This window comes from Bacillus sp. FSL M7-0558 (assembly GCF_038003245.1).
Lineage (GTDB): Bacteria > Bacillota > Bacilli > Bacillales > Bacillaceae > Bacillus > Bacillus pumilus.
Map to the genome: position 1 here is coordinate 3,537,367 of NZ_JBBOOU010000001.1, position 16,498 is coordinate 3,553,864.

Sequence of the window (16,498 nt, forward strand, 5' to 3'; positions counted from 1 at the left end):
CTGTTGTTGTATATAAAGGAGCGTTCATGTAATGATACTCGATCGTTTAACCACTCTTAGAAAAAAGAAAAAATGGTCTCTCCAGCATACGGCAGATCGCCTAGGTATCGCCAAAAGCACCTATGCCGGTTACGAATCTGGGTACCGACGACCTTCGCTTGAAGCAGTGAAGCGCCTGGCTGATTTGTATGATACGTCCATTGATTTTTTACTTGGTAGAACGGACGAGCCAGAGATACAACGTAAAATCTCTGACATCAAAATTGAACTGACGGAAGCAAAAGAAGGAACCATTCTTGTAGACGGCGTTCCCCTAAATGATGAAGAAATCAAACAGCTTGTTGCCTTTATTCGGGCGAAAAACACCCTAAAAGTATAAAAAACATAGAAAAGAGAGGCCCCTATTAATCGGGTGCCTCTCTTTCCTTTTTCAGCTGCTTAAGAATAAGGAGAAGACAGCTGACTTAATTCCTCTAACCGCCGCTTCGCTTCTTCTTTATTAAATGAACTATAATAGCGATAATTCTCATCATCTAAGATGCGGTAATGCTGACTGAGCACATTTTGCTGAAGACGAAATGTGCCTTTTTTGATAGAAGTCCGCCACCAAACCTTTCCGCCGATTGTCCGTTCCACCGATAGATGCAATTCATCATGTGCCACGACTTCCAGAATCTCAAGCGGATCATCCCCTAGTGTCCCTTTTAAAATGTCACTATCTCTGAATAATGCACATACGGCCGCCGTTTGCGTCCAGTTGAGGCGCAGCCTATTTTTTTCAACCTGATGCAAATGCCGTTTCGATAAACCAAGTACCTCAGCCATGCGGTCCTGCGTATAATTCTTTTCTTTTCGAATCCGTGTCATTTGTTCTGTGACGAGGTCGATTACCATCTCTTTATCCATCTCTCATCACCTCTCCGAGTGTTCAGTCTTTACTGACATCATACACGATTTTTTCGAAAAAGTGGCGCCTCATCCTTCGGAATCATGGGAAATACCTCCTAGTCGATCTGCTCTTCGACCTGACCATGCTGCTGTCTCCAATTCTCTTGGGCTGCCTGATTTAAATATGGATAGATCTCTTGTTTGACGGTTTGCTCGAATACTTCTTCATCTAAAATACTGTACGCTGGAATCTTGATCAATTTCCCATCCATTTTCCGAATGAGCACATCCATGAAGAGAAATCCCCTTACACTGTACCGATGCCTGCGCATATTAATGGATTGAATGTCATGAAAAGGGATCGTCCGCTCTCGATACAGTACAGCACCATTTTTTCCGCGCTGAATGCGAAAAATCACATTTCCCCTCTTCGTAAAAGCCGGCAGAATCATCAAAAAAGAGATCAAGCCATAGACAATGCCTAATAGTCCGCCTAAAAATAAAAACAATGTATAATTCGATTCAAATGTAAGAGCTTCTGAAAACAACCAAATACCAATGATACCGAAGCCGCCCGTTGCTAAGAATGCCCATACCCTTAAAAAGGCCCTGCTTCTCACTTCTATTACTACACTTGAATTCAAGCGTCATTCTCCTTTTCTCCATTAGAATATAGAACGTAATCCGTCTCTATGAGCCGTCTCCACGCGAAATTCACTTTCTTTTATTCCCGACACAAGCCACGACTGTTTCTCGCCTGGAATGACAAATAACATGGATTCCACATCAGGCGTATTATTTTTGTCGTAGACGACCTTCATGAGGGAGTCCATCTTTCCTTTTCTCTTCTGTACATCAGAAACAAATGCCTGCACGAGTTCTTCGTTCTCTGCTCGATGAAGGAAGGAGGGCCACTCATTCTTCGCCTCACTTGCTTGCTCTAATAGCTTTTCAAATTCCTCTGCTTGCAGGGTGACGACAGGTGCAGGGTGATCACTCATCTGTATATTGAAAAAGGCAGTCACTTGCTCCTCTGCCTGCTGGTCATCTTTCAGTTTTTGAATCTGATGGACTTGTTGATCATAAAGTGTATGGTGCGCATATACGCCCATCTGTGTCGTGTGAAAGGAGGTGCTGACTTCTTCATCTTCATCCCCAAATCGAGATGCCTTGACGGTGTGAGATGCATCATTCATCGCCTGGATGAAATGACGGTATTCCGCTTTATAACGATATTGTCTGTTTCGAAATTCAAGTACACCTTTTGCGAGCAAAGAGCGGCATGCAATTTCAAATAAAAACCCTAGGCGCTCGTCCTCTACATCAGGATAATAGGCTTCCTTCAAGGACATGCCCTGTTCAAAATAGCCTTCACTGTAAAAACTAAAGATGAGTTCCTCAATACTTAGACTTAGCTGATCCAACTTGATCTCTCCTTATCCAAAAGAAAATGCACCCTTAAAGAAATCGCCTGCACCTTTTATGAGCGAATCTGCGGTTTCTTTTGTTTTTTCTATCCCTTTATGTATCACCTGATTTGCCTGATCAATGGTGTCATTAACTGCTTTCACACCTTGACCCGCCAGCTCGAATGCTTGTTTCCCTTTATCCACGACCGCATGAATTGGGTCCTTTAATTTCACTGCAACCTGCTCAGCAAAGCCTGATGTCAGCTTGGCGACTTTTTCTCCTATAAATCCACCGACTGCGGAACCAATGGCTCCTCCAACGACGGTTCCAATCGGTCCTGCAAAGCTTCCAAGAGCTCCTCCGACAACGGCACCTGCGACCGACCCGCCAGCGATAAAGACCGTATTGTTCACTGCATTTCCAACAGCCTTCGCATTTTCACGCTTAAGGACTTCTGGCTGATCACCGAATTCTGCATAGTTCTCGGCAATTTTCAATCCACAGCCGACTGTTTCCGTTGCACCAGTGACTACCGTTGCAATGATGGCATTTCCTTTCGCAAATCTTGCCCCATTTTTCAGAACAGACTTGATTCCAGCCGTGTCCTTCCAATTGATACTTCCTTTTGTAAAATCACGGACACTGTTCGTGAATGCAACCGTATCATCAGGATAAAATTTTGTGAATTTCTTATGGACCAAGTCTGCCATCGACCAGTTCGATCGTCTTAATAATTCTTTTTTACTCAGCCAAATCCTTGCTAGCCGGTCAAATCTCGTTCCTTCTACCCGGCTGGTCAGATCAAGCAGAAGCTTTGAATGCTGCGCGGCATACCGGCCATTGTCTTTAATGAAGGTCGTCATCCCAAGCCCGTAGTATTTCGCCTGCATCATCACAATACCAGCTAAGCTCGTGAGTGTACCATATTGATCATAGATACTGTACAATTTCCGTAAAATATCGTCTGCTTCAACCATTTTATCTTTTGCATGACGAATCGTAATATCGTCACTGCTCAATTTACTGATCAATGCTTGTCCTGCTCCCCATGCATCCCCGACGCCTGAAAAACAGCTTCTATACCGAGGATCACAGCCTAAAATGAGACCATCCAGTTCACTATGTAAATCGCGGTGCTTCGTTTCAATGACAGAAAGTTCGCCTACAACATCATTCGCAAGCCCTGTCAGCTGATCTGGATCAACCACTATGTCACGTGCCATCACATCATCTCCCTTCTCGGTTTCTTTCTCTCCGTTCTTCTCGTCTCTTTCGCTCAAGCTCTTCCATTCTGGCTATTTCAGCTTTCCGTTCCTCGATTTTGACCGCTGCATCGCGCAGTTCCTGACTTGTTTCAAGCAAGTCCTTTTCGAATTGATCATAGCGTGCCGTTGTTTCCTCAAAGCTTTGATCAAATTTATTCCTTGCTTCTCCCTGCCAGCCTGATCCTACTGCCTTGAGCCGATTCTCCAGCAGCTGCTTTGACTGCCGAATCTCAACAGCTGCTTCCTGAAACTTTTGAGCGAGTGCCAGCGTTTGACTAGAATCCAACTTTCGCACCCCTTCCTCCCAATTTAACGTACAAATGGATGATTTTATATGTCCTCATTATAAATAAAAAGACACCCGAAAAAATCACCCTAAAGAACCATTCAACACATCACCAAATGAAAGTAGGTCTTTTTCCACTCTAATTACCAGAGAAAACCTTTCTTGTTATGAAGCGCATTCAAGACGTGATAAAATGAACGTATTCTACAAAAGGAGTGACGTATACATGAAAGAGGAAATGATTCAGCGTTTCACAAGTTATGTGAAGGTAGATACGCAGTCGGATGCAGATAAGGAAAGTTGCCCATCGACTGAAGGACAGTTGAACTTAGCGAGACAGCTAGTTGAAGAAATGAAATCCATCGGGATTCAAGAAGTAACAATGGATGAAAACGGCTATGTCATGGGAACGATCCCATCTAACACAGACAAAGACGTCCCGACAATTGGCTTCCTGGCTCACATCGACACAGCTACTGACTTCACCGGCAAGAATGTGAAACCGAAGCTTCATGAAAACTATCAAGGCGGCGACATCACCTTAAATGAAGATCTACATATCGTTTTATCTCCATCACAGTTTCCAAATTTACAAAAATATCAAGGACATACGCTGATCACTACAGATGGCACAACCTTGCTTGGTGCAGATAACAAAGCAGGTATCGCAGAAATTATGACCGCCATGCATTACTTAATTGAAAATCCAGAAATCAAGCATGGAAAAATTCGCGTCGCCTTTACACCAGATGAAGAGATTGGCAGAGGGCCGCACAAATTTGATGTTGATGCCTTTGGCGCTTCCTATGCGTATACAATTGACGGAGGACCGCTCGGGGAGCTGCAATATGAAAGCTTCAACGCAGCAGGTGCGAAAGTATCCATTAAAGGAAACAACGTCCACCCTGGGACAGCAAAGGACAAAATGGTCAGCGCTGCGAAGATTGGGATGCTCTTCCACAACAAGCTTCCTTCTGATGAATCTCCGGAATACACAGAAGGCTACGAAGGATTTTTCCACCTGACGAAATTTGTAGGAGAAGTCGAAGAAGCAGAGCTGCAATATATTATTCGTGATTTTGATAAAGACAAATTTAACGATCGCAAAGCACTATTTGAAAAAATAGCAAATGACTTAAAAGCCATCTACGGAGAAAACAGCATAAATCTCAGCATTCAAGATCAATATTATAATATGAGAGAAAAAATTGAGCCGGTGAAACATATTGTGGATATTGCCCATGAAGCCATGGAAAACCGCTCAGTGACACCTGTGATCGAACCCATCCGCGGCGGTACAGATGGCTCCCAGCTTTCATATAAAGGTCTTCCAACGCCAAACATCTTTACTGGCGGTGAAAACTTCCACGGTAAATATGAATTTATTTCTGTCGAGAACATGGTGAAAGCAACAGAAGTCATCGTTGAAATCGCCCGTTTATTTGAAGAAAAAGCATAGATATGTTTACAACCGTTCCTGTTCGGGAACGGTTTTTTAATAAAAGTTTACAATTTTCTGAAACTTTTATGACACTTATTCGTACTAATAGAGACAACCCCAGAAAAATTCTTCTTGACGAGTGCAATAACTGGAAATATAATAGTTAAAAACAACCAGTATTTTAGACCTAAATTAGCAGGTCGTCTAAACCTTAAGAACTAAACCGATTCTGCTGCTTATTTTCAGTTATAAACATCACTCACCCTGTCTACACTTAAAGAATAGGATGAATTGGAGGAATGTCATATGATGATTTTATTGATTATCGCTTCACTTTGCTGCTACTTACTATTCTCTTTCAAAAAAGATAACCGCACACCAAAACGAAAAAGCGCAGAGCTTTCGGAGTTTGAAATCTTTCGTATGCGCCGCCACTACAACGGAAAACGCCGTCATCCACTAAACGAGGCACCTAAACAAGTATAAATCTAAAAAAGAGCCTCACAAGGGCTCTTTTTGATTGAGTAAATAGCAAAAAACGACCAGATGCAGTGGTCGTTTTTCTTTTTATTTATACACCTTCGCAGGAACTTGAATCACCGGAATTCCTACATAGTAAGGTGAAATCTCGTATGGCTGGAAGACAACAGCAATTCCCTTTTTCGTGAAGTAATACTGCGTGTTGTAGTTGATTTCAATGTCTCTTTTTTTCAGGTTCGCATAGAATTTGCTTTTATGTTTCTTTGTGTAGTTATAAATATAATCTCTTACTTTCGTACGCTTTTTCTTTGTTTTCACAACGTCTGTCAAGAACAGCTGCTTTGTCTTTTTCTTTGTCAACACATAGTTCATGCTGGAAACCATCGTATCCCCATGCATTCCACCATCATTCATGTAATCATAGTTTAAGATACTGAGCTTCTTCCCATTGTTAAATTTCGTTTTAAACGATCTCTCGTAAGTGATCTTCCCAAAGCCTTCCTTTTTCGCTTCGTCCTTTAAGAACAAGTACGTAGAATAAGAGAATGCGATATCTTCTTTTAAATCACGATTGATGGTTTTCATATGCGCCTTGCTTAGGTTTTTCACCTGTGCATATTTGAATGTTCTTTTCTTTTTATAATAGTGTGTGCTTACTTTTGCTTTTTTTGCTTGTTTGGCATCCGCAGATCCAACTGGCGCAAACAACGAAACAATCAGTGAAAAAATGATCAGACTGATCGTTAGGCCTTTTTTCATTGTCATAGTAAAAACCCCCATTTTTGTCTATTACCAATTGAGTATACCATGACAAAAGAACCAAAAAAAGCAGTATTTACATTTTATTCTTTCTTTTCCCACTTCGGGTTTGTTTACCGTTTTCATAAGTTCCTGTATGCTTAATGTAGAATGCTAGATGAAGTGTGGTGTTTATCATAGAAGAGAATATTTTTAGTCACATTCGGACGACGTTTCATAGTTTGTCTCCGACCCAAAAAAAGATTGCCAATTACATTTTAGAAAATCCTCAGAAAGTTGTGCTTCATTCCATTAGTGCACTCGCTGCTGAATGCAATACTAGTGAAACGACGATCTTTCGGTTTCTACGAAAAATTGGCTATGAATCGTACCAAGTGTTTCGTGTCCATGTCGCACAGGATATTGCAACCAATACGCCTCAATCCATATACGGTGAGATCGAGGCATCCGATAGTGTAGCTGACATTAAACATAAGGTCATAGAGTTAACAACAAACTCTATTCAAGATATGAAGCATATATTAGAAGACCAAGCCGTCACACAATTCATTGAACAAATGAAGCAGGCACATAAAACCGTCTTCTTTGGAGCCGGTGCATCCAGCTTTATTGCTGGAGATGCTTATCATAAGTTCCTCCAGATTGGTTTTGAAGTGAGTCTATGCAGTGATCCGCATATGATGAACATGATTGCTACTCACGCCACGGAACACGATTTTATCGTTGCGATCTCCCATTCAGGAGAGAGTAGAGAAATTCTTGATGCCGTGCAATTTGCTAAAGAAAAGGGAGCAAAGGTTGCCTCTATCACCAGCTATCCGAAATCAGAGCTCGCAAAGCGATCTGACTTTCATCTGCTCAGTTCTTCCAGGGAGACAACCTATCGATCTGACTCTATGATCTCCCGTATTAACCAGCTTGTAATCATTGATGTACTATACGTCGCCGCTGTTTTAGAACTAGGATCAGATGCCATTGAAAACGTGAAACAATCTCGATTAGCCGTAGCTAAAAATAAAACATGAACGCAAAAGGCCGGAGCTGATTCCGGTCTTTTTTTGTGACTTTTCTCATATTTTCCGTTGACACGTTCCTATCACGTCATGTACATTAAATGAATAATAGTTTATTTCCTACTATTAAAACAAAAAGATAGTATATATACTAACAAAAGAAAAAGAAAGCGCTTTTTATAAGGGTTTTCTATATAGGAGGCGTTCAATGTGACAAAGAAAATTGGATTCATTGGATTAGGTATTATGGGAAAGCCTATGGCACTCAACCTATTAAAAGCCGGTCATACTGTGACTGTTTTCGATCTAAATGAGGAAGCGATTCGAGCGTTACAAGAAGCCGGAGCAAAAGGTGCTGTTTCAGCAGCTGATGCCGCTTCTGAAAGCGATATCATCATCACAATGCTTCCTAAAGGAGAGCATGTAGAGGCAGTTGTTGCAGGTGATCATGGCATTTTAACTACAGCTAAACCTGGCACTGTTGTCGTAGATATGAGCTCAATTTCCCCTGTTACTTCTAGAGCTTTAGCTGCTCTTACAAAACAGCATCAGGTGGAATTTATCGACGCACCTGTCAGCGGCGGAGAACCGAAGGCAATAGACGGAACACTTGCCATCATGGCTGGCGGCGAAGAAACCATCTTTGAGCAAGTGAAGGATGTCCTGCTTGCGATGGGCACAGAGGTCGTATTAGTTGGCACAAATGGAAGCGGAACAACAGCGAAGCTCGCCAATCAAATCATCGTCAACTTAAATATTGCCGCTATGTCCGAGGCGCTCGTTCTTGCCGCTAAATCGGGCATTGCCATTGACAAAATGTATGAAGCCATTCGCGGCGGGCTGGCAGGAAGTGCCGTTCTCGATGCAAAGGTCCCTCTCATCTTAGAACGAAACTTTGAACCAGGCGGACGTATCGACATCAACTTAAAGGATTTAACCAATGTGATGGAAACTGCTCATGATATCGGCGTTCCTCTCCCGCTTTCTAGCCAGCTGCTTGAAATCTTCCACGCCCTCAAAGCGGACGGAAAATCTGGGCTTGACCATGGCGGCATCGTTCAATATTACGAAAAAATGGCTCATGTCGAAGTGAAGAAGGGATGAGATGGTCATGAAGAAAAGCACTGACATACTGAATGCCATTCCGAAAGCGGATGCAAAGATCATTCAATCAGCATACGAACAAGCACTGAACAGCTTTCATCATAAAGTCATTGTATTAGATGATGATCCAACAGGGATTCAAACCGTACATGGCGTCTCTGTTTTCACCGATTGGTCAGAAGAAAGCATCGAAGCCGGTTTTCTTGAAGACAGCCGCATGTTCTTTATTTTGACCAATTCTCGCAGTATGACAGAGAAGGAAACGACTGCTGTGCACGAAACAATCGCTTCCACAATTGTGAAGGTAGCGGAACGGGTTGATCAGAATTTCATTATTGTCAGCCGAGGAGATTCCACTCTTCGTGGACACTTTCCTCTGGAAACTGGAGTACTCAGAACCACGATTGAACAACAAAGCTCACGCCAATTCGATGGAGAAATCCTTCTTCCTTTTTTCCAAGAAGGTGGACGCTTGACGATCAACAATATTCATTACGTCCAAGAAGGACACGAATTAATTCCTGCTGGTGAAACAGAATTTGCACGAGATCGCACATTCGGCTTTCAGTCATCTCATCTCGGAGAATGGATTGAAGAAAAGTCAGACGGTTCGTTCACGAAAGAGAACACCACCTACATTTCGTTAGATGATCTACGGGCTTTACGAATTGATCAAATAAAAAAACAGCTCATGAGTGTGACCGATTTTAAAAAGGTGGTTGTAAACGCTGTGGACTATGACGATGTCAAAGTCTTTGTCACCGCTCTCATTAAGGCCATTCAAGCAGGAAAGCAACTCATGTTCAGAAGTGCGGCGGCACTTACAAAAGTTCTTGGCGGTATAGAGGATCGTGCCTTATTAACAAGACATGACTTGATACAAGAACAAAGCCCGCACGGTGGTCTCATTATGATTGGTTCTCATGTGAAGAAGACAACAGATCAATTAAAAGCGCTTCAACAAAATAAAGAGGTAGCTTTTATTGAATTTAATACACACCTCGTGCTGGAGCCTGAAGCATTTCAACAAGAAATTGACCGCGTGATTCAGCAAACCGAGGCATTATTAGCATCTGGTCAATCTGTGGCGGTTTATACAAGAAGAGAACGGCTTGATCTTGGGGATGATCGTCAGGAGGAAGAATTAAAGCTCTCTGTAAAAATTAGTGATGCTGTGACAAGCATTGTCCAGCGTCTCACAATTCGCCCTAAGTATCTCATTGCCAAAGGTGGCATTACCTCCAGCGATATTGGAACTAGAGGACTTCACGTGAAACGCGCAACTGTGGCAGGGCAGATCAGACCAGGCATTCCCGTTTGGCAAACAGGCGAAGATAGTAAATTCCCTTTCATGTCTTATGTGATTTTCCCGGGAAATGTTGGTTCAAGGGATACGTTAAAAGAAGCTGTAGACATACTTGAAGGATAAAGCATAGGGGGCGTTTTCGCGCTCCCTTATGCACCACAAAGGAGGAAAGATCATGTCGTTAGTGTTTATCGGACTTGGCGTTTTATTATTGCTTTTACTCATGGTTGTCTTTAAGTTAAACGCTTTCATATCTTTGATTATTGTTTCTTTAATTGTTGCTGTTTTAGAAGGAATGTCACCACTTGAAGCGATTGCTTCCGTCGAAAAAGGACTCGGCAGTACGCTCGGTCACCTCGCACTCGTTCTCGGTTTTGGGGCGATGCTTGGTAAATTGATGGCTGATTCTGGCGGAGCTCAGCGTATTGCGATGACACTCATTGACCGATTCGGTATTGGAAAAATTCAATGGGCAACGATGCTGACGGGATTTGTGATCGGAATTGCTCTATTTTATGAAACCGGATTCATTATCTTAATTCCACTAGTCTTTACGATCGCACAAGCTGCAAGACTACCTGTGCTTTATGTGGGTATGCCGCTCGTCGCTGCACTCATCACCACACATGGCTTCCTCCCTCCTCACCCAGGGCCGACTGCCATTGCAAATGTATTTCAAGCAAACATGGGACAAACCTTATTAGTTGGGATTATTTTAGCGATTCCTGCTGTTTTAGTAGGTGGACTTCTCTTTACGAAACTATTTAAAAAAGATCAGTTGCACGCACATATTCCAAAGAACTTATTTAATCCAAAGGAATTTACAGAAGGAGAAATGCCAAGCTTCGGCATTAGTATTTTCACCGCTGTTTTGCCTGTATTGCTCATGACATTCAGAGCAGTTTTAGAAATTTTCTTCCCGTCCTCCCCATTACTGCCAACCGCTGAGTTTTTAGGTGAACCGGCGATTGCACTGTTAATCTCCGTGCTTCTTGCTATCTACACGTTTGGACTTGGCAGAGGCAAGAGCATGCAGGATGTGATGAAGTCGATCACAGATTCTATCGGTTCTATTGCCATGATTTTATTAATTATTGCAGGTGGCGGCGCCTTTAAACAGGTGCTCATTGATAGCGGGGTTGATCAATACATTGCAGGAATCATGCAAGGAAGCACGCTTTCTCCACTGCTTCTCACCTGGTTGATTGCTGCGGTCCTTCGTGTATCTTTAGGATCAGCCACCGTCGCCGGTCTCACAGCGGCTGGCATTTCTGCTCCTTTGATTGGATTGACAGGTGTGAGCCCAGAATTAATGGTGATCGCAACAGGTGCTGGCAGTATTACGTTCTCTCACGTGAATGATGCGGGTTTCTGGATTTACAAAGAATACTTTAACCTGTCCATGGCCCAAACCTTTAAAACGTGGACATTGATGGTGACCGTTCTTTCACTTGTCGGACTAGCGGGTGTTCTCGTCGCTGATTTGTTCATGTAGAAAATTAACTGTAAAAACCATTGACTTTCACTCGGAAAAGTTGAATAATTATGTTTATTAAGAAAATTGAATCAAAAGGTAACCTTATTAAGAGTGGTGGAGGGACTGGCCCTGTGAAACCCGGCAACCGCTGTTCCTCGGAACAGAATGGTGCTAATTCCTTAAGCAAGCAGATGCTTGTTTGAAGATAAGGCAGAGTTCTCTCAGTATATGATGCTCTTCCTTATCCAAGGAAGAGCTTTTTTATTTGATTTTTAACCTGTAGAAAGAAGGGATTCAGCATGACACAAGTACAAAGCATTGGAAAGAAAACAACGAAACCGCCATTTCGCGCAGATCAAGTAGGCAGTTTACTTCGTTCAGAACGTATCAAGGAAGCACGCAAGCAAAAAGCAGACGGCACACTGACAGCAGAGCAGCTCCGACAAATTGAAAATGAAGAAATCACTCGTATTGTTGAGAAGCAAAAGGAAATTGGATTAGAGGTTGTCACAGATGGCGAATTCAGACGTGCTTGGTGGCATTTTGACTTTCTCGAGGGGCTCGATGGGGTCGAAGGATTTGAAGCAGATCAAGGTATTCAATTCCACAATACGACGACAAAAGCACGGGGCATCAAGGTAACGGGCAAGATTGATTTTACAGATCATCCAATGCTGGAGGATTATCGATTCCTTCACAGCATCGCTGGGGATCATACGGCTAAAATGACGATTCCAAGTCCGAATATGCTCTTTTTCCGTGGAAAGCTTGAAGAAGGAGTATACGACAGCCTAGAGGCATTCCACCATGATGTGGCACAGGCGTATAAGAAAGCCATCCGTGCTTTTTATGATGCAGGCTGCCGCTACTTGCAGCTGGATGATACAGCATGGGCCGTGTTCTTTTCTGAAAAAGGGCATGAACAAATCAAAGCCTTTGGCCGAGAAGAAGATGAACTGCGTGAGTCATTTGCGAAAACAATCAATGAAGCAGTTGCCGATCGTCCAGAGGATTTGGTGATCACTATGCACATTTGCCGTGGTAACTTTAAATCGACGTGGGCAGCTGAAGGCGGTTATGAAGCAGCGGCAGAAACGATTTTTGACGGCTTAGATCTGGATGGTCTCTTTTTAGAATTCGACGACGATCGTTCTGGCGGTTTTGAACCCCTTCGCTATGTGAAGAACCCAAACCTCCAAATCGTACTAGGGCTTGTCACTTCAAAATATGGTGAGCTTGAGCCTGCTGAACAGATTAAAAAACGAATCAAGGAAGCAGCTCAATACGTTGACATTAACCAGATTTGCTTGAGTCCGCAATGCGGGTTCGCCTCAACGGAGGAAGGCAATTTGTTAACAGAAGAGCAGCAATGGGAAAAGCTTCGTCATGTGATTGAGATTGCAGATCAAGTGTGGACTTCATAGTCCCCTTGACGAAAAAAAGACAAACCGCAGTATGAACGGTTTGTCTTTTTTCTTTTATGCATCTAAATGATTACCATTTGTCGCAATCACTTGTTTATACCAATCGAAGCTTTTCTTTTTCTTTCTATCTAATGTACCTTTTCCTTCGTTATCACGGTCGACATAAATGAAGCCGTAGCGTTTTTTCATTTCAGCTGTTGATGCGCTGACAAGGTCAATTGGGCCCCAGCTTGTATAACCCATCAAGTCTACTCCGTCTGCAATGGCTTCTCTCGCCTCTAGCAAATGGCTTCTGAGGTAATCAATTCGGTAATCGTCTTGAATGGAACCGTCTTCTTCTACTTGATCGACAGCTCCCAATCCATTTTCTACGATAAACAATGGTTTTTGGTAGCGGTCATATAGTTGGTTTAGTGTTGTACGAAGTCCTTTTGGATCAATTTGCCATCCCCAATCACTTGCTTCTAGATAAGGGTTTTTCACGCCTTCAAATAGGTTACCACCAGTCACTTGTCCAAGAACCTCTGGATCTGTACTTGTCACAAAGCTCATGTAATAGCTGAAGCCAATATAGTCCACTGTATGGTTTCTTAGGATGTCTTCATCACCATCTTGGATCTCAATATGAATTCCATTTTCGCGGAAGTATCGTTTCATGTAACCTGGGTAGTAGCCTCTTGCCTGTACATCTGAGAAGAACAATGTTTTACGATCTTGATCAATCGCTGCAAACATATCTTCTGGTCTTGAGCTGTACGGATAAGTTGTCATCGCTGCGATCATACAGCCGATTTTCGCATCAGGAATGATTTCGTGTCCTGCTTTGACAGCTAAAGCACTTGCAACAAATTGGTGATGCGCTGCTTGATATTGAATGCTTTTCTCGTCTTCGCCCTCTTCAAATACAAGTCCGCCACCAGTGAAAGGCGCATGTAACACGACGTTGATTTCATTAAAGGTCATCCAATATTTCACTTTGTCTTTATAGCGAGTAAACAACGTTTTCGCGTATGTTTCATAAAGATCGACAAGCTTACGGTTTCTCCAACCGCCGTAGTTTTTCACAAGTGCAAGCGGCATTTCATAATGAGAAATCGTGACAACTGGTTCAATTCCATGCTTATGCAGTTCATCAAATACTCTGTCATAAAAAGCAAGGCCTGCTTCATTTGGTTCAGCATCGTCGCCATTTGGGAAAATACGTGGCCAAGAAATGGATAGTCTGAAGCATTTGAATCCCATTTCTGCAAAGAGTGCAATATCTTCTTTATAGCGATGGTAGAAGTCAATCGCATCATGATATAAGTTCAAGTCTTTCATTGATTCATCGAATGGATGCATAATACCGTGCGGTGATACATCAGCTGTCGATAAGCCTTTTCCATCTTTATTATAAGCACCTTCAATTTGGTTGCCCGCAACAGCGCCGCCCCATAAGAAACCTTTAGGAAATGTTTTTTCTAACTTGTTCATGTTGAATGCCCTCCTCATTTTCTTCTACACTGACTGTGAGCAGTGTCTCTTGTACTGAAATCGTGCCTTCTGTTTTCGCATCAACTTGTGCAAAATCGTTTGTGTTGGTCACAATAATTGGTGTGGTGACATCATAGCCTTCTTGCTGAATGCCCTCGATATCAAATTCAACGAGCACATCTCCTGCTTGAACAAGATCGCCTGACTCTACATGACTTGTGAAATGTTTTCCGCCGAGCTTCACCGTATCAATTCCAACATGAATGAGAAGCTCAGTGCCTTGGTCACTCTTTAAGCCAATGGCATGTTTCGTTTGAAAAATGGTTTCAACCTTGCCGTTGAATGGTGCTACTACACGTCCAACTGCTGGGACAATAGCTGTACCTTTACCCATGATTTCATTAGAGAATGTTGCATCATTTACTTGATTTAGCGGCTTTAATTGACCTTCAAGCGGGCTTTGTACCACTTCATTTTGAAGTGCTGCTGTGTCTTTCTTTTCTTCTGGTTTGTCTGCTTTTGTATCATCTTTCACTGGTACATCTTTGAATCCTAGAACAAGTGTCATGATCGTTGCTGCGACAAAGGCGATTACTAAGCCGATGATAGAGTAGACAAATGTTGGGCCAATGAATGTCGGGAGACCCGGGAGACCTGCTGATCCAGATATCACATATGATTTTACTTTAAAGATTGACATGAACACGCCGCCTGCTGCTGCACCAATGAGGGCTGCAAGGAACGGTTTTTTCAATCGCATGTTCACACCATACATAGCAGGTTCAGTAATACCCATTAATGCAGTGATACTTGTAGACATCGCCAATGATTTGAATGTTTTGTTTTTTGATCTTAAGAAGACACCGAATGCTGCGCCTGCTTGTGCCATATTTGCTACAAACATCATTGGAAGAATGAAGTCAAAACCGTTTAACGTAATGTTGTTGATCATAATTGGAAGTAGTGCATAGTGCATGCCCGTAATGATCAATGGTGACATGAAGCCGCCGATCAAGAGTCCGGCCAAAATACCTGCATGTTTGAACAATAAATCAATTCCACCTGAAAGGCCATTTCCGATAATCCCACCAAGCGGTCCTACTGCGATAAGCATAATTGGTACTACGACAAGAAGTGTGACCGTTGGAACAAGGATGATCTTCAATGATTTTGGGCTATATTTTTCCGCGAATCTTTCAACATATGAGCCGAGCCAGATGGTGAGTAGAATCGGAATGACCGATGAAGAGTACACAACGGCAACCACTGGTAGCCCTAGAAATTCTGTATTTCCTGCGCCTAGTAAAGCCGTTAACTGCGGGTGCAGTGCGGCGGCTGCAATGGCAGCGGCGATATACTGATTTGTGCCAATTTTTTTGGCTACGCTTACAGCAAGCAGAATCGGTAAGAAGTAAAAGGCTCCGTCGCCGATAGCTGTTAAAATTGCATATGTGCTGCTTTTATCCGATATCCACTGGAACGTAAGCATGAGTGCCAAGATCCCTTTGATCATACCGGCACCAGCAATGGCTGGAAGAATCGGTGTGAAGACACCAGAGATAAAATCGAAAAGCTTAGATATCACATTTTGTTTTGATGCTTCTTCTGTACCGCCTGACTTTACATCTGTTGACAGGCCTGAGTCAGCAATCATCGCTTGATAGACATTTGAAACATCATTGCCAATAATAACATGATATTGACCTCCGCTTTGATTCACACCCATGACGCCGTCTGTTGATTGCAGCTTCTCCTTATCCGCTTTGCCTTCATCGTATAAGTTGAAGCGAAGTCTTGTCATACAATGCGTGACTTGCTTAACATTCTTTTCACCGCCGACAAGCTCTAGAACTTCTTTTGCTGTTTGTTTGTGGTTCATTGTATTACCCTCCAATCGTTGATTAAATCATGATATAGAAAAAACCTAAACATCCATTAATGTCCGAAAAATAGCGATTCAGACATTAATCGATATTTAGGTTTTGCCTGCTTAACCAGTAACAATCCTTCATAGCGATTGATCGTTATTTAATTTTTATAAGTCTTTGGATATAAAAAAACCTAAATCATGCCTTATCAAAGATAGGGACAATGATTTAGGTTTTGCCTGCTTGACCAGTAACAATCCTAAAAGATTGTGGGTTATTTCGTTTATAGTTATAAATTATCATG

Annotated in this window: 16 protein-coding genes and 1 riboswitch; of the genes, 8 read left to right on the top strand and 8 right to left on the bottom strand. The window is 42.5% G+C overall.

The window, feature by feature from the left end:
• Positions 1–31: 31 nt before the first annotated feature.
• Positions 32–379, top strand: coding sequence for a helix-turn-helix domain-containing protein (locus MHB79_RS18030; RefSeq protein WP_003214932.1), 348 nt, complete (start codon positions 32–34; stop codon positions 377–379).
• Between the two features lie 59 nt (positions 380–438).
• Here the strand turns inward: MHB79_RS18030 and MHB79_RS18035 are convergent, their stop codons facing one another.
• From MHB79_RS18035 to MHB79_RS18055, 5 genes are all read right to left on the bottom strand, one after another.
• The gene (locus MHB79_RS18035; RefSeq protein WP_003214797.1) at positions 439–906 is read right to left on the bottom strand and encodes a helix-turn-helix domain-containing protein; all 468 of its coding nucleotides are present in this window, start codon (positions 904–906) and stop codon (positions 439–441) included.
• 98 nt (positions 907–1,004) lie between these two features.
• The gene (locus MHB79_RS18040) at positions 1,005–1,532 is read right to left on the bottom strand and encodes a YfjD family protein (protein WP_340990432.1); all 528 of its coding nucleotides are present in this window, start codon (positions 1,530–1,532) and stop codon (positions 1,005–1,007) included.
• Between the two features lie 21 nt (positions 1,533–1,553).
• A complete protein-coding gene (locus MHB79_RS18045) occupies positions 1,554–2,312 on the bottom strand; it encodes a hypothetical protein (protein WP_003215103.1) in 759 nt (252 codons plus the stop codon).
• A gap of 12 nt (positions 2,313–2,324) precedes the next feature.
• Entirely contained in the window at positions 2,325–3,521 is a 1,197-nt protein-coding gene (locus MHB79_RS18050; RefSeq protein ID WP_340990434.1) for a DUF6861 domain-containing protein, read from the bottom strand.
• 4 nt (positions 3,522–3,525) lie between these two features.
• Positions 3,526–3,849: a WXG100 family type VII secretion target gene (locus MHB79_RS18055; protein ID WP_044140321.1), complete on the bottom strand. Its 324-nt coding sequence runs from the start codon at positions 3,847–3,849 to the stop codon at positions 3,526–3,528.
• 226 nt (positions 3,850–4,075) lie between these two features.
• On the opposite strand from MHB79_RS18055, the gene pepT reads away from it, so the two are divergent.
• Both pepT and MHB79_RS18065 read left to right on the top strand, forming a co-directional pair.
• On the top strand, positions 4,076–5,308 hold the full coding sequence (gene pepT, locus MHB79_RS18060; protein WP_340990436.1) for a peptidase T: 1,233 nt from the start codon (positions 4,076–4,078) through the stop codon (positions 5,306–5,308).
• A gap of 288 nt (positions 5,309–5,596) precedes the next feature.
• Positions 5,597–5,776, top strand: a complete 180-nt coding sequence (locus MHB79_RS18065; RefSeq protein WP_041816054.1) for a hypothetical protein — start codon at positions 5,597–5,599, stop codon at positions 5,774–5,776.
• A gap of 81 nt (positions 5,777–5,857) precedes the next feature.
• Here MHB79_RS18065 and MHB79_RS18070 read toward each other — a convergent pair whose 3' ends face one another.
• Positions 5,858–6,535, bottom strand: coding sequence for a DUF3298 and DUF4163 domain-containing protein (locus MHB79_RS18070; RefSeq protein ID WP_340990438.1), 678 nt, complete (start codon positions 6,533–6,535; stop codon positions 5,858–5,860).
• A 161-nt stretch (positions 6,536–6,696) separates the two neighbouring features.
• Between MHB79_RS18070 and MHB79_RS18075 the strand changes: the two genes are divergently transcribed.
• From MHB79_RS18075 to MHB79_RS18095, 5 genes are all read left to right on the top strand, one after another.
• The gene (locus MHB79_RS18075; RefSeq protein WP_199852792.1) at positions 6,697–7,554 is read left to right on the top strand and encodes a MurR/RpiR family transcriptional regulator; all 858 of its coding nucleotides are present in this window, start codon (positions 6,697–6,699) and stop codon (positions 7,552–7,554) included.
• 198 nt (positions 7,555–7,752) lie between these two features.
• Positions 7,753–8,646, top strand: a complete 894-nt coding sequence (gene garR / locus MHB79_RS18080; RefSeq protein WP_003215219.1) for a 2-hydroxy-3-oxopropionate reductase — start codon at positions 7,753–7,755, stop codon at positions 8,644–8,646.
• Positions 8,647–8,653: 7 nt separating this feature from the next.
• Positions 8,654–10,075, top strand: coding sequence for a four-carbon acid sugar kinase family protein (locus MHB79_RS18085; RefSeq protein ID WP_284907514.1), 1,422 nt, complete (start codon positions 8,654–8,656; stop codon positions 10,073–10,075).
• Between the two features lie 52 nt (positions 10,076–10,127).
• Positions 10,128–11,447 carry a gluconate:H+ symporter gene (locus MHB79_RS18090; RefSeq protein WP_340990441.1) on the top strand — a complete coding sequence of 440 codons (1,320 nt, stop codon included), beginning with the start codon at positions 10,128–10,130 and terminating at the stop codon, positions 11,445–11,447.
• 81 nt (positions 11,448–11,528) lie between these two features.
• A riboswitch (SAM riboswitch) is annotated at positions 11,529–11,641 on the top strand.
• A gap of 87 nt (positions 11,642–11,728) precedes the next feature.
• Positions 11,729–12,853 carry a 5-methyltetrahydropteroyltriglutamate--homocysteine S-methyltransferase gene (locus MHB79_RS18095; RefSeq protein ID WP_253622014.1) on the top strand — a complete coding sequence of 375 codons (1,125 nt, stop codon included), beginning with the start codon at positions 11,729–11,731 and terminating at the stop codon, positions 12,851–12,853.
• Positions 12,854–12,907: 54 nt separating this feature from the next.
• On the opposite strand, the gene MHB79_RS18100 is transcribed toward MHB79_RS18095, so the two are convergent.
• Positions 12,908–14,326 carry a glycoside hydrolase family 1 protein gene (locus MHB79_RS18100; protein WP_137054176.1) on the bottom strand — a complete coding sequence of 473 codons (1,419 nt, stop codon included), beginning with the start codon at positions 14,324–14,326 and terminating at the stop codon, positions 12,908–12,910.
• Entirely contained in the window at positions 14,298–16,205 is a 1,908-nt protein-coding gene (locus MHB79_RS18105; RefSeq protein ID WP_106029439.1) for a beta-glucoside-specific PTS transporter subunit IIABC, read from the bottom strand. Before MHB79_RS18105 ends, MHB79_RS18100 begins: the two co-directional genes overlap by 29 nt.
• Positions 16,206–16,498 lie beyond the last annotated feature (293 nt).

Coding starts and splice junctions, on each gene's coding strand:
- MHB79_RS18065 (WP_041816054.1), top strand. CDS start 5,597: ATGATGATTTTATTGATTATCGCTTCACTTTGCTGCTACTTACTATTC.
- MHB79_RS18100 (WP_137054176.1), bottom strand. CDS start 14,326: ATGAACAAGTTAGAAAAAACATTTCCTAAAGGTTTCTTATGGGGCGGC.
- MHB79_RS18050 (WP_340990434.1), bottom strand. CDS start 3,521: ATGGCACGTGACATAGTGGTTGATCCAGATCAGCTGACAGGGCTTGCG.
- MHB79_RS18030 (WP_003214932.1), top strand. CDS start 32: ATGATACTCGATCGTTTAACCACTCTTAGAAAAAAGAAAAAATGGTCT.
- MHB79_RS18070 (WP_340990438.1), bottom strand. CDS start 6,535: ATGACAATGAAAAAAGGCCTAACGATCAGTCTGATCATTTTTTCACTG.
- MHB79_RS18090 (WP_340990441.1), top strand. CDS start 10,128: ATGTCGTTAGTGTTTATCGGACTTGGCGTTTTATTATTGCTTTTACTC.
- MHB79_RS18085 (WP_284907514.1), top strand. CDS start 8,654: ATGAAGAAAAGCACTGACATACTGAATGCCATTCCGAAAGCGGATGCA.
- pepT (WP_340990436.1), top strand. CDS start 4,076: ATGAAAGAGGAAATGATTCAGCGTTTCACAAGTTATGTGAAGGTAGAT.
- MHB79_RS18035 (WP_003214797.1), bottom strand. CDS start 906: ATGGATAAAGAGATGGTAATCGACCTCGTCACAGAACAAATGACACGG.
- MHB79_RS18105 (WP_106029439.1), bottom strand. CDS start 16,205: ATGAACCACAAACAAACAGCAAAAGAAGTTCTAGAGCTTGTCGGCGGT.
- MHB79_RS18095 (WP_253622014.1), top strand. CDS start 11,729: ATGACACAAGTACAAAGCATTGGAAAGAAAACAACGAAACCGCCATTT.